Here is a 12,513-nt window from a genome sequence, read left to right as displayed (position 1 = left end):
GCCCGCTAATGTGGAAGACCGGTCACTCGTTGATCAAAAAGAAAATGAAGGAAACCGGCGCGCTGTTGGCCGGTGAAATGAGCGGCCACGTGTTCTTCAAAGAGCGCTGGTTCGGGTTTGACGACGGCATTTACAGCGCCGCCCGTCTGCTGGAGATCCTCAGCAAGGAAAAATCCACGGCGCAAGAGCTGTTTCAGACCTTCCCGAACGATATTTCTACGCCAGAGATCAATATACATGTGACCGAGGAGAGCAAATTCAGCATCATTGACGCACTGCACGATGCGCAATGGGGCGAAGGCGCCAACCTGACCACCATTGATGGTGTGCGAGTCGATTACGCCAAAGGCTGGGGCCTGGTTCGCGCGTCCAACACCACACCGGTGCTGGTCCTGCGTTTCGAGGCGGATACCGAGGCTGAGTTGCAGCGCATCAAGGACGTGTTCCACGCCCAGTTGAAACGTGTTGCCCCTGATCTCCAATTACCGTTCTGATTTTTTTACCGGAGCCCTGAATGACCCTCGAACGCGAAGCCGCTGCCAACACTGCCAAGGTCCTGTCCGAAGCGTTGCCTTACATTCGACGCTACGTCGGCAAGACGCTGGTGATCAAGTACGGCGGCAATGCCATGGAAAGCGACGAGCTGAAAACCGGTTTTGCCCGCGACATCGTGTTGATGAAAGCCGTGGGGATCAACCCGGTAGTCGTCCATGGTGGCGGCCCGCAAATCGGCGACCTGCTCAAGCGCTTGTCGATCGAGAGTCACTTCATCGATGGCATGCGCGTCACCGACGCGCAGACCATGGACGTGGTGGAGATGGTCCTTGGCGGCCAGGTCAACAAGGACATCGTTAACCTGATCAACCGCCATGGCGGCAGTGCCATCGGCCTGACCGGCAAGGACGCGGAACTGATCCGCGCGAAAAAGCTGACGGTGACCCGCCAGACGCCGGAAATGACCCAGCCGGAAATCATCGACATCGGCCAGGTCGGCGAAGTGATCGGCATCAACACCGACTTGTTGAACCTGCTGGTCAAGGGCGACTTCATCCCGGTGATCGCGCCCATCGGCGTGGGCGCCAACGGTGAGTCCTACAACATCAACGCCGATCTGGTCGCCGGTAAAGTGGCTGAAGCACTGAAAGCCGAGAAGCTGATGCTGCTGACCAACATCGCCGGGCTGATGGACAAGGAAGGCAAGGTATTGACCGGTTTGACCACTCAACAAGTGGACGAGCTGATTGCCGATGGCACCATCTACGGCGGCATGCTGCCGAAGATCCGTTGCGCGCTGGAAGCCGTGCAAGGCGGCGTGGGCAGTTCGCTGATCCTGGATGGCCGCGTGCCGAATGCGATCCTGCTGGAAATCTTCACCGATACGGGTGTGGGTACGCTGATCAGTAACCGCAAGCGGCCTTAAACGCCAAATACCAAAAGGCCCCGCTCAATCCAATTGAGCGGGGCCTTTTTTGTTTTCACAGTTCCAATGTGGGAGCTGGCTTGCCTGCGATGACGGCGGCACATTCAAGAACTGCACCGCCTGACATACCGCTATCGCGGGCAAGCCCGCTCCCACAGGGGTTCGGTGTCAGACGCCGAACTGCTCACGGTACGCACGCACTGCAGGCAAATGCTGCTTGAGCTGCGCGTCATCTTCCAGGTATTGCAGCACTTGGTTCAACGAAACAATGCTCACCACCGGAATACCGAAATCACGCTCCACTTCCTGGATTGCCGACAACTCACCGTTGCCGCGCTCCTGGCGGTTCAGCGCGATCAGCACGCCGGCGGCCTTGGCACCTTCCTGGGACGCGATGATCTGCATCACTTCACGGATGGCGGTGCCGGCGGTGATCACATCGTCGATGATCAGCACGTCGCCCTTGAGTGGCGCACCGACCAGGCTGCCGCCTTCGCCATGAGCCTTGGCCTCTTTGCGGTTGAAGCACCATGGCAAATCCAGCTCATGATGTTCAGCCAGGGCCACGGCCGTAGCGGCCGCCAGAGGGATGCCCTTGTAGGCTGGCCCGAACAACACGTCGAAGGAAATACCGCTATCGACGATGGCTGCCGCATAGAAACGACCCAGCTGAGCCAGGGCCGAACCCGAGTTGAACAGGCCTGCATTGAAGAAGTAAGGGCTGGTGCGCCCAGACTTCAAAGTGAACTCACCGAAGCGTAAAACGCCGCGATCGATGGCAAAACGAATGAAATCGCGTTGATACGCCTGCATGAAAAAAGCCTCAGATACCACGGATTTAGCTAATTAGGTAGACGGCGTGTATCATACACGCACGCGATTTTTGGGGCCATTTATGCGGATCATCAGTGTGAACGTCAATGGTATTCAGGCTGCAGTCGAGCGTGGTTTGCTCAGTTGGCTGCAAGCACAGAATGCCGACGTCATCTGCCTGCAGGACACCCGCGCCTCCGCCTTTGAACTGGACGACCCAGCCTTCCAACTGGATGGCTACTTCCTTTATGCCTGTGATGCCGAAGTCCCTGCCCAAGGTGGCGTGGCTCTGTACTCACGGTTGCAACCCAAGGCGGTCATCAGCGGCCTCGGCTTCGAGACAGCCGACCGCTACGGGCGCTACCTGCAAGCCGATTTCGACAAGGTCAGCATCGCGACCTTGCTGCTCCCTTCGGGGCAGAACGGCGATGAAGACTTGAACCAGAAGTTCAAGCTAATGGACGATTTCGCCCGTTATCTGGATAAACAGCGACGCAAACGTCGCGAGTACATTTACTGTGGCTCGCTGTACGTGGCGCAACAGAAGCTGGATATCAAGAACTGGCGCGACAGCCAGCAATCACCGGGTTTCCTGGCGCCGGAACGGGCCTGGATGGACGAGATTGTCGGCAACATGGGCTATGTGGATGCCCTGCGCGAAGTCAGCCGTGAAGGCGACCAGTACAGCTGGTGGCCGGATAACGAACAGGCTGAGATGCTCAACCTGGGCTGGCGTTTTGACTACCAGTTGCTGACCCCAGGTCTGCGCCGGTTCGTTCGCAGCGCACGCCTGCCGCGTCAGCCGCGTTTTTCGCAGCACGCGCCGCTGATCGTGGACTACGACTGGACGCTGACCATCTAAGGTCTTTTTCCGGGCACAAAAAAACCGACATCGCTGTCGGTTTTTTTGTGCCTGCTCATTATTTGACCACTCGCCAGGTCAAGGGGTAGCGATAGGCAATCCCCTTGTTGGCCTTGATGCTACCGATGATCGTCAGCACCACCGTGGCGATTGCCAGGGCAAACATCAGGAAAAACCCGATCACCGCGAAGGCCAGCACAATGCACGCCATCCAGGCGATGGCTACGGTGATCTGGAAGTTCAGGGCTTCCTTGCCCTGATCATCAATGAACGGGTCCACTTCCTTCTTCATCTGCCACAGGATCAGCGGCCCCACGACACTGCCGAAAGGGAACACAAACCCCAGAAACGCCGCGAGATGACACAACATGGCTCCCTGGCGCACTTCGTAGGAAGGCGTAGGTACGGGCATTTGGCTGTCATTCATGGCGCTTCTCCTTGAGGCAGGCTCAGTCGGCCAGTGCGGCGTTCTGCAGTTCGAAGATTTCGGTCATGCCTTTCTGGGCCAGGGCGAGCATGGCGTTCAGGTCGGCTGGCTGGAATGGCGCGCCTTCGGCGGTGCCCTGCACTTCGATGAAACCACCGGTGCTGGTCATCACTACGTTCAGGTCGGTCTCGGCGGCCGAATCTTCCAGGTAGTCCAGGTCCAGCACAGGCTCGCCCTGATACATGCCAACCGACACAGCGGCGATCATCTGCTTGAGCGGGTCGCCGCCTTTGAGGCCGCCGCGCTTCTTGATCACTTTAAGCGCATCTACCAGGGCCACCATGGCGCCAGTGATGGAGGCGGTGCGGGTGCCGCCGTCAGCCTGGATCACGTCGCAGTCGACGTACAGGGTCACGTCGCCCAGCTTGGACATGTCCAGGGCTGCGCGCAGCGAGCGGCCGATAAGGCGCTGGATTTCCAGGGTGCGACCGCCTTGCTTGCCACGGCTGGCTTCACGCTGGTTACGCTCGCCGGTAGCGCGCGGCAGCATGCCGTACTCGGCAGTCAACCAACCCTGACCTTGGCCTTTAAGGAAGCGCGGCACGCCGTTTTCGACGCTGACGGTGCAGATCACTTTGGTATCGCCAAACTCGACCAGTACAGATCCCTCGGCGTGTTTGGTGTAGTTGCGGGTAATGCGGATCGAGCGGAGCTGATCGGCAGCGCGACCACTTGGACGTTTCATAGGGGATACCTGTACGAAGGACGAAAAACTGCCGAGCATTATAGAGCCGCGAACCGTTTCGGGGCACTTCTAAAAAATTCGGTTACGAATGGCCTGGTCGGCGCCCATTGTTTGGGCGCGCTCGCCCCACTGCGCTACAATCCTGCGCCTTCGCAGCCTGTCGGCTTCAAAATTTACCCATCAGCCCGCATTTGCGGGTCTGCATCGCGAGGTACTTCCATGGTGCACAGCATGACCGCCTTCGCCCGCGTCGAAAAAGCCGGCGCCCAGGGCACCCTGAGCTGGGAACTGCGCTCGGTCAACAGCCGCTACCTGGAGCCGCACCTGCGCCTGCCGGAATCCTTCCGCGACCTCGAAGGCGCCGTGCGTGAAGCGTTGCGCCAGGGTATCTCGCGGGGCAAGCTGGAATGCACCCTGCGTTTTACCGAAGAAACCACCGGCAAGCCGCTGCAGGTCGACCGCGATCGCGCCGCGCAACTGGTAGCCGCCGCCGAAACCATCGCCGGCCTGATCAAGCAACCGGCCGCGCTGAACCCGTTGGAAGTGCTGGCCTGGCCCGGTGTACTGGTGGCCGACGCCACCGACCCGCAAGCCCTCAATGCCGAAGCCCTCGCCCTGTTCACCCAGGGCTTGAAGGAACTCAAGGCCGGCCGCGAGCGCGAAGGCGCCGAACTGGCCCGCCTGATCAATGAGCGCCTGACTTCGATCGAAGAAGACGTGGTCACCCTGCGTGAGCTGGTGCCGCAGATGCTCGCCACCCAGCGCCAGAAGGTTCTGGACCGCTTCACCGACATGAAGGCCGACCTCGACCCGGTGCGCCTGGAACAGGAAATGGTGCTGCTGGCGCAAAAGAGCGACGTAGCCGAAGAACTCGACCGCCTGAGCACCCACATCCTCGAAGTGCGCCGCGTACTCAAATCAGCGGGTGCCGCCGGTCGGCGCCTGGACTTCCTGATGCAGGAACTCAACCGCGAAGCCAATACACTGGGTTCCAAGGCGTTTGATCCGCGCAGCACCACGGCTGCGGTCAACCTCAAAGTGTTGATCGAGCAGATGCGCGAACAAGTACAGAATATTGAGTAAGGCAACTTCCATGACCCACAGCACCGGCACCCTTTACATCATTTCTGCGCCATCGGGCGCGGGCAAGAGCAGCCTGGTCAAAGCCTTGACCGACGCCGACGAGCAAATCCGCATTTCGGTCTCGCACACCACCCGCGCCATGCGCCCAGGTGAAGTGAACGGCGTGCACTATCACTTCGTCGAGCGCACCGAGTTCGTCAAGATGATCGAACACGGCGACTTTCTGGAGCGCGCGGAAGTGTTCGGCAACCTCTATGGCACCTCGCAAAGCCACCTGCAGCAGACGCTGGACGAAGGCCACGACCTGATCCTGGAGATCGACTGGCAGGGCGCCGAACAAGTGCGCCAACTGATGCCCAAGGCGCGTTCCATCTTCATCCTGCCGCCGTCTTTGGAAGCGTTGCACCAGCGCCTGACCAACCGCGGCCAGGACAGCGACGAGATCATCGAAGGCCGCATGCGCGAAGCCGTCAGCGAAATGAGCCACTACGTCGACTACGACTACCTGATCATTAATGACGATTTTGCCCACGCACTGGATGACTTGAAGGCGATTTTTCGCACCAATCAGCTCCAGCAAAAGCGCCAACAGCAGCGTTTTGGCAAATTACTCGCTGAACTGCTTGGTTGATTGGCGCTTCCCAAAACCGCTGCAAGGGCTTTACATTGGCACTTGTAGCGGTTTTGCGAGGGCGCGGGGAAAATCAGCGCTTCCCTAAACGCTGGTGATTTTTTAAACTGTTTAGTCCGCTCGCCCAACCGGGCAGCGCGCATCTTGCATTCGCTCCGAGGAATACCATGGCCCGCGTAACCGTTGAAGACTGCCTAGAACACGTGGATAACCGCTTTGAGCTGGTCATGCTCTCTACCAAGCGTGCCCGTCAACTGGCCACCGGCGGCAAAGAGCCCCTGGTCCAGTGGGAAAACGACAAGCCTACCGTTGTAGCCCTGCGTGAAATCGCTGAAGGCCTTATGAGCTACGAGTTCATCGCCAACGCTGAAATCGTTGAAGACGAACCGCTGTTTGCAGCGTTCGAGGACGAGTCCAACGAGGCCGTCTAAGCCTATGCCTGGTCGACGTAGCACGGCGCGGGGTCACAGCCAACGGCAGGAGTTCATACTTTGCCGAGCATAGACGCCCTCGCCGATCGCTTATCGGCCTACCTCGGCCCAGACCAGGTCAACCTGGTCCGCCGAGCGTATTTCTACGCCGAACAAGCCCACGACGGCCAGCGCCGCCGAAGCGGCGAGGCGTATGTCACCCATCCTCTTGCGGTGGCAAATATTCTTGCCGACATGCACATGGACCATCAGAGCCTGATGGCCGCGATGCTGCATGACGTGATCGAAGACACCGGCATCGCCAAGGAAGCGCTCAGCGCGCAATTTGGTGAAACCGTGGCCGAACTGGTCGACGGGGTCAGCAAACTGACCCAGATGAACTTCGAGACCAAGGCTGAAGCCCAGGCAGAAAACTTCCAGAAAATGGCCATGGCCATGGCGCGGGATATCCGTGTGATTCTGGTCAAGCTGGCCGACCGGCTGCACAACATGCGCACGCTGGAAGTGCTGTCCGGCGAAAAACGCCGGCGCATCGCCAAGGAAACCCTGGAAATCTACGCCCCCATCGCCAATCGGCTGGGCATGCATGCCATTCGTATCGAATTCGAAGACCTCGGCTTCAAGGCCATGCACCCGATGCGCTCGGCGCGCATCTACCAGGCGGTCAAGCGCGCACGGGGCAACCGCAAGGAAATCGTCAACAAGATCGAAGAGTCGCTGAGCCACTGCCTGGCGATCGACGAGATTGAAGGCGAAGTCAGCGGCCGGCAGAAGCACATCTACGGCATCTACAAGAAGATGCGCGGCAAGCGCCGGGCCTTTAACGAGATCATGGACGTGTACGCGTTCCGGATCATCGTCGACAAGGTAGACACCTGCTACCGCGTGCTGGGTGCTGTACATAATTTGTACAAACCCCTGCCGGGGCGCTTCAAGGACTACATCGCCATTCCCAAGGCCAACGGCTATCAGTCGCTGCATACCACGCTGTTCGGTATGCACGGGGTGCCGATCGAGATCCAGATCCGCACGCGGGAAATGGAAGAGATGGCCAACAACGGCATCGCCGCCCACTGGCTATACAAATCCAGCGGTGACGAACAGCCAAAAGGCACCCACGCCCGTGCTCGCCAGTGGGTCAAAGGCGTGCTGGAAATGCAACAACGTGCCGGCAACTCCCTGGAATTCATCGAAAGCGTGAAGATCGACCTGTTCCCGGACGAGGTCTACGTGTTCACGCCCAAAGGCCGAATCATGGAGCTGCCCAAAGGCTCCACGGCGGTCGACTTTGCCTACGCGGTGCACACCGACGTCGGTAACAGCTGCATTGCCTGCCGGATCAACCGTCGCCTCGCGCCGCTGTCCGAACCGCTGCAAAGCGGCTCCACGGTCGAGATCGTCAGTGCTCCCGGCGCGCGCCCGAACCCGGCCTGGCTCAACTTCGTGGTCACCGGTAAAGCGCGGACACACATCCGCCACGCCCTGAAGTTGCAACGCCGCTCCGAATCCATCAGCCTCGGCGAACGCCTGTTGAACAAGGTCCTCAACGGTTTCGACAGTGCCCTGGACAAAATTCCGACAGAGCGCGTACAAGCGATGCTCCACGAGTATCGCCAGGAAACCATCGAAGACCTGCTGGAAGATATCGGCCTGGGTAACCGCATGGCCTATGTAGTCGCTCGTCGCCTGCTCGGCGAAGGCGAACAATTGCCAAGCCCGGAAGGTCCACTGGCGATTCGCGGCACCGAAGGCTTGGTGCTCAGCTACGCAAAATGCTGTACGCCGATCCCGGGCGACCCGATTGTCGGCCACTTGTCGGCGGGCAAAGGCATGGTGGTGCACCTGGACAACTGCCGCAATATCACCGAAATCCGCCACAACCCGGAGAAATGCATCCAGCTCTCTTGGGCCAAGGATGTCACCGGCGAATTCAACGTCGAGCTGCGTGTGGAGCTGGAGCATCAGCGCGGCCTGATCGCACTGCTTGCCAGCAGCGTCAACGCGGCCGACGGCAATATCGAAAAAATCAGCATGGATGAACGCGATGGGCGCATCAGCGTGGTCCAGCTGGTGGTCAGCGTGCACGACCGCGTGCACCTGGCCCGCGTGATCAAGAAACTGCGCGCCCTGACCGGAGTGATCCGTATCACCCGTATGCGTGCATAGCCCCTCTCTTACAAGGAGCAACTCATGACCAAGACTGTTATCACCAGCGACAAAGCCCCGGCCGCCATCGGCACTTACTCCCAGGCGATCAAGGCGGGCAACACCGTCTACATGTCCGGCCAGATTCCGCTGGACCCAAAGACCATGGAACTGGTTGAAGGCTTCGAAGCACAAACCGTACAAGTCTTCGAAAACCTGAAATCCGTAGCCGAAGCCGCCGGCGGTTCGTTCAAGGACATCGTCAAGCTGAACATCTTCCTCACCGACCTGAGCCACTTCGCCAAGGTCAACGAGATCATGGGCAAGTACTTCGAACAGCCGTACCCAGCCCGCGCTGCCATCGGCGTTGCTGCGCTGCCAAAGGGCGCACAGGTTGAGATGGACGCGATTCTGGTCATCGAGTAAAACACCCGGCGCAGCCTCAACAGGCTGCGCCGACTTCGTTTCAGAAGGATTTCATGATGCGCAAAGCGCTTGTAGCCACTTCGTTGCTCGCCCTGTTGCTCGGCGGCTGCGCCAGCAACCCCGCCGACCTGGATGTGAGTGGCACCTGGATCAACCAGGCCGCCATCAACGCGGCAGCCAAGGGCGGCCCTTTGCGCGAAGCGCTGCAGAGTTTTGGCCCGAACCTCGAATGGGAGGTCAATACCAAGGCTTTGCAGGCGCGCTACTACAACGGCTTTGAAGTCGCCGAAGGCAAGTTGCTCGGGGATAAATCCGGCGCCTGGAACGTCGAGTTCTACGGCAGCTCCGCCACCGAACTCAAGCGCAAAGGCAAACAACTGCTGCAAGTGGCCAACGATAACGAGCCCGAGCAACTGTTCGCCCGTGCCAAGGATCCCGCCCCGGAAGGTGCGCCACTGGGCGCCAACTTCGAACGGGCACTGTATGCAGCCTATATGGGCGGCGACTGGAAGATTACCGACGGCAACGGCGACGGTTCCACAGTGCAGTTCCAGGCCGACGGAAAGGTCGCCGGCCTGCCAGGCGTCGACCGCTACTCGCTGTGTCTGGCGGGCGACTGCGCCTCTATGAGCGGCGGCTACGACAGCATCTGGCTGCAATTGAACGGCCAGGGCAACCCCTGGATCTTCACGCGCAAAGGCAAGCAGTTGGCGATATTCCAAGCGATCAACACCGCGCTGGCCGACGAGGTGCCGCAGTTCACGCCCGGCCCGCGCCAATGGCTGCTTGAGAAGAAATAACCAGCATCACCCTGAAGCAAATGTGGGAGCTGGCTGGCCTGCGATGACGGTGGCTCAGTCGAGATAGAGGTCGACTGATACTTCGCTATCGCAGGCAAGCCAGCTCCCACATTTTTTGACTGCGTTTCAGCCCTTGAGAATCGCCGCATACCCTTCGCGATAAGTCGGGTAGGTCGGCACCCAGCCCAACGCCTTAGCCCGGGCGTTGCTGCATTGTTTGCTGCCGGCACGCCTTACACTGGCGTCATCCGCCCACTCCGTCACGCCCAGGTACTCGCGCAACCAGCCCACCACCTCCGCCAATGGCGCTGGGGCATCGTCGACCCCGATGTAGATTTTTTCCAGCGAGCCACCCTGCTCTACATGACGCAGCAAAAAGGCCAGCAAACCTGCCGCATCATCCGCGTGAATCCGGTTGCCATACAACGGCGGATCGATCGCCACGCGATAGCCCTGGCGTACCTGGGTCAGCAGCCATTCGCGGCCCGGGCCGTAAATCCCGGTCAAGCGCACGATACTCGCTGGGATCCCACTGTTGAGCGCGACCTGCTCGGCCTCCAGCATGACCTGGCCGGAATAGCCCGTCGCCCTGGTATCAGATGTTTCGTCGACCCACTCACCATTCTGCTGGCCATACACGCTGCTGCTGGAAACAAACAGCAGGTGCCTGGGCGCCTGGCCGTAGTCACTCAGCCACTCCAACACATGCTGCAACCCTTGCACGTATGCCGCGCGATACCCGGCCTCATCGTGGTCGGTGGCGGCCGCGCAATACACCAGGTAATCCACTGCGCCGATCGGCCAGGTCTCAGGACAATCCTTTTTGAACAGGTCGCCGGCAATGCCGATCACGCCATCGGGGAGCTTTGAAACATCACGGCGCAGGCCATGAACCTCCCAATTCGCGCCGAGCAATTGGCTAGCCAGCCGGCTCCCCACATCGCCGCAACCGGCAATCACAACAGAAGGCGCAGACATCATAAAACTCCGTTCTTAAAGGTCTAGATTAGCCCTCGCAGATGACGAGCGGCCAGAAAAAGCACAAATAAAGTTACTGTATTACTTCTGTTAACAAGAATTACTTGCAATAATAACGGCCCATTTGTCCTCGACCCTCAAGGGTCTGGCAGGACGATCACTCAATTTTTCCTCTCAGGTCCGGCCAGCATGACACGTAATACAAACCCCGCTTCGCCAACCAAGCTTCACAGCCCATCCCGCGCCTGGCGTGCGATTGCTGCGCTGCTGTTCAGCGTACTGCTGGCACCGACCGCTGCCTTCGCTGATGCCACCGCCCCAGCCGCACCGGCTGCTGCCGAGCACACCGGCGCTACGCCAGCTGCTCCTGTTGCCGCCCCGGTTGCCACAGACCCGGCCCAGGCTGCAGGCGACGTCGCACCTGCCGACGAAACCGGTGTAGTGTTGGAAGAAGACAACAGCCTGGGCATGGCCCATGACCTGTCGCCGTGGGGCATGTACCAGAACGCTGACGTCGTGGTAAAAGCCGTGATGATCGGCCTGGCCATCGCCTCGATCATCACCTGGACCATCTGGATCGCCAAGGGCTTCGAGCTGCTGGGCGCCAAGCGCCGTCTGCGCGCTGAGATCGTCCACCTGAAAAAAGCCACCACCCTCAAGGAAGCCAGCGAGAGCGCGACCAAGAAGGGCACCCTGGCCAACCTGCTGGTACACGACGCTCTGGAAGAAATGCGTCTGTCGGTCAATACCCGCGAAAAAGAAGGCATCAAGGAACGCGTCAGCTTCCGTCTCGAACGCCTGGTTGCAGCATGCGGCCGTAACATGAGCAGCGGCACCGGTGTGCTGGCCACCATCGGTTCCACCGCACCGTTTGTCGGCCTGTTCGGCACCGTGTGGGGCATCATGAACAGCTTCATCGGCATCGCCAAAACCCAGACCACCAACCTCGCCGTCGTCGCCCCCGGCATCGCCGAAGCCCTGCTGGCAACCGCGCTGGGCCTGGTTGCAGCAATCCCTGCGGTGGTGATCTACAACGTCTTCGCCCGTTCGATTGCCGGCTACAAGGCCCAGGTTTCGGACGCGTCGGCAGAAGTCCTGCTGCTGGTCAGCCGCGACCTCGATCACCTGCCTACCGAGCGCAGCTCGCAACCGCACATGGTGAAAGTGGGGTAATCGGCCATGGGCCTGCATTTGAATCAAGGCGACGACGAACTCGTCGAGAACCACGAGATCAACGTCACGCCGTTTATCGACGTAATGCTCGTGCTGCTGATCATCTTCATGGTGGCCGCGCCGCTGGCGACCGTGGATATCAAGGTCGACCTGCCCGCGTCCAGCGCCAAGCCTGCGCCGCGGCCGGAGAAGCCGATTTTTCTCAGCGTCAAGGCGGACCAACGCCTGTTCCTGGGCGAAGAAGAAGTCAAAGCTGAAACCCTGGGCCCGGTGCTCGACGCCAAGACCCAAGGCAAGAAAGACACGACGATCTTCTTCCAGGCCGACAAAGGCGTGGACTACGGCGACCTGATGAGTGTGATGGATGCCCTGCGGGCAGCCGGCTACCTCAAGGTAGGCCTGGTCGGACTTGAGACGGCAGCCAAGAAATGATCACGACGCGCCACAAACTGACGCGTTATGGCACCAGCCTCGCCGTCGTGCTGGGCGTGCATGCCGTCGCGATTATCATCGCGCTCCAGTGGTCCGCGCCGCATCCGGTAACACTGCCACCGGCGGCGATGGTCATCGACCTCGCGC

Annotated in this window: 14 protein-coding genes and 2 pseudogenes; 12 read left to right on the top strand and 4 right to left on the bottom strand. The window is 59.9% G+C overall.

Going from position 1 to position 12,513, the window contains the following annotated elements:
* Both FEM54_RS11515 and argB read left to right on the top strand, forming a co-directional pair.
* Positions 1–494, top strand: a pseudogene (locus tag FEM54_RS11515) (phosphomannomutase/phosphoglucomutase); the annotation flags it as partial.
* 20 nt (positions 495–514) lie between these two features.
* Positions 515–1,420 (top strand): acetylglutamate kinase, encoded by a 906-nt coding sequence (gene argB / locus FEM54_RS11510; protein WP_015886532.1) that lies wholly within the window; start codon positions 515–517, stop codon positions 1,418–1,420.
* A gap of 168 nt (positions 1,421–1,588) precedes the next feature.
* Here the strand turns inward: argB and pyrE are convergent, their stop codons facing one another.
* Positions 1,589–2,233 (bottom strand): orotate phosphoribosyltransferase, encoded by a 645-nt coding sequence (pyrE, locus tag FEM54_RS11500; protein WP_017135848.1) that lies wholly within the window; start codon positions 2,231–2,233, stop codon positions 1,589–1,591.
* Between the two features lie 82 nt (positions 2,234–2,315).
* Between pyrE and FEM54_RS11495 the strand changes: the two genes are divergently transcribed.
* Complete coding sequence (locus FEM54_RS11495) at positions 2,316–3,095, top strand: exodeoxyribonuclease III (RefSeq protein ID WP_003176915.1); 780 nt, start codon at positions 2,316–2,318, stop codon at positions 3,093–3,095.
* 58 nt (positions 3,096–3,153) lie between these two features.
* On the opposite strand, the gene FEM54_RS11490 is transcribed toward FEM54_RS11495, so the two are convergent.
* On the bottom strand, positions 3,154–3,522 hold the full coding sequence (locus FEM54_RS11490; protein WP_017135847.1) for a DUF4870 domain-containing protein: 369 nt from the start codon (positions 3,520–3,522) through the stop codon (positions 3,154–3,156).
* A 22-nt stretch (positions 3,523–3,544) separates the two neighbouring features.
* Positions 3,545–4,267 (bottom strand): ribonuclease PH, encoded by a 723-nt coding sequence (gene rph, locus FEM54_RS11485; RefSeq protein WP_003213280.1) that lies wholly within the window; start codon positions 4,265–4,267, stop codon positions 3,545–3,547.
* A 219-nt stretch (positions 4,268–4,486) separates the two neighbouring features.
* Between rph and FEM54_RS11480 the strand changes: the two genes are divergently transcribed.
* From FEM54_RS11480 to FEM54_RS11455, 6 genes are all read left to right on the top strand, one after another.
* Complete coding sequence (locus FEM54_RS11480) at positions 4,487–5,350, top strand: YicC/YloC family endoribonuclease (RefSeq protein WP_099550260.1); 864 nt, start codon at positions 4,487–4,489, stop codon at positions 5,348–5,350.
* A 10-nt stretch (positions 5,351–5,360) separates the two neighbouring features.
* The gene (gmk, locus tag FEM54_RS11475) at positions 5,361–5,981 is read left to right on the top strand and encodes a guanylate kinase (protein WP_010168203.1); all 621 of its coding nucleotides are present in this window, start codon (positions 5,361–5,363) and stop codon (positions 5,979–5,981) included.
* A gap of 167 nt (positions 5,982–6,148) precedes the next feature.
* Positions 6,149–6,412: a DNA-directed RNA polymerase subunit omega gene (gene rpoZ / locus FEM54_RS11470; RefSeq protein WP_003176920.1), complete on the top strand. Its 264-nt coding sequence runs from the start codon at positions 6,149–6,151 to the stop codon at positions 6,410–6,412.
* Positions 6,413–6,472: 60 nt separating this feature from the next.
* Positions 6,473–8,578 (top strand): bifunctional GTP diphosphokinase/guanosine-3',5'-bis pyrophosphate 3'-pyrophosphohydrolase, encoded by a 2,106-nt coding sequence (gene spoT, locus FEM54_RS11465; protein WP_016975931.1) that lies wholly within the window; start codon positions 6,473–6,475, stop codon positions 8,576–8,578.
* 24 nt (positions 8,579–8,602) lie between these two features.
* Positions 8,603–8,983 carry a RidA family protein gene (locus tag FEM54_RS11460; RefSeq protein ID WP_003176922.1) on the top strand — a complete coding sequence of 127 codons (381 nt, stop codon included), beginning with the start codon at positions 8,603–8,605 and terminating at the stop codon, positions 8,981–8,983.
* Positions 8,984–9,039: 56 nt separating this feature from the next.
* On the top strand, positions 9,040–9,783 hold the full coding sequence (locus FEM54_RS11455; RefSeq protein ID WP_017135845.1) for a hypothetical protein: 744 nt from the start codon (positions 9,040–9,042) through the stop codon (positions 9,781–9,783).
* 126 nt (positions 9,784–9,909) lie between these two features.
* Here FEM54_RS11455 and FEM54_RS11450 read toward each other — a convergent pair whose 3' ends face one another.
* On the bottom strand, positions 9,910–10,761 hold the full coding sequence (locus FEM54_RS11450; RefSeq protein ID WP_017135844.1) for an SDR family oxidoreductase: 852 nt from the start codon (positions 10,759–10,761) through the stop codon (positions 9,910–9,912).
* A gap of 189 nt (positions 10,762–10,950) precedes the next feature.
* Between FEM54_RS11450 and exbB the strand changes: the two genes are divergently transcribed.
* The 3 genes and pseudogenes from exbB to FEM54_RS11435 all read left to right on the top strand — a co-directional run.
* Positions 10,951–11,934 (top strand): tonB-system energizer ExbB, encoded by a 984-nt coding sequence (exbB, locus tag FEM54_RS11445; RefSeq protein WP_017135843.1) that lies wholly within the window; start codon positions 10,951–10,953, stop codon positions 11,932–11,934.
* 6 nt (positions 11,935–11,940) lie between these two features.
* On the top strand, positions 11,941–12,366 hold the full coding sequence (gene exbD / locus FEM54_RS11440; protein ID WP_003195519.1) for a TonB system transport protein ExbD: 426 nt from the start codon (positions 11,941–11,943) through the stop codon (positions 12,364–12,366).
* A pseudogene (locus tag FEM54_RS11435) lies at positions 12,363–12,513 on the top strand (energy transducer TonB); the annotation flags it as partial. The gene exbD and the pseudogene FEM54_RS11435, both read left to right, overlap by 4 nt.

This window comes from Pseudomonas edaphica, assembly GCF_005863185.1.
Taxonomy (GTDB): Bacteria; Pseudomonadota; Gammaproteobacteria; order Pseudomonadales; family Pseudomonadaceae; genus Aquipseudomonas; species Aquipseudomonas edaphica.
Note: the sequence above shows the minus strand (reverse complement) of the source record. Positions and strands in the feature narration are given on the sequence as shown.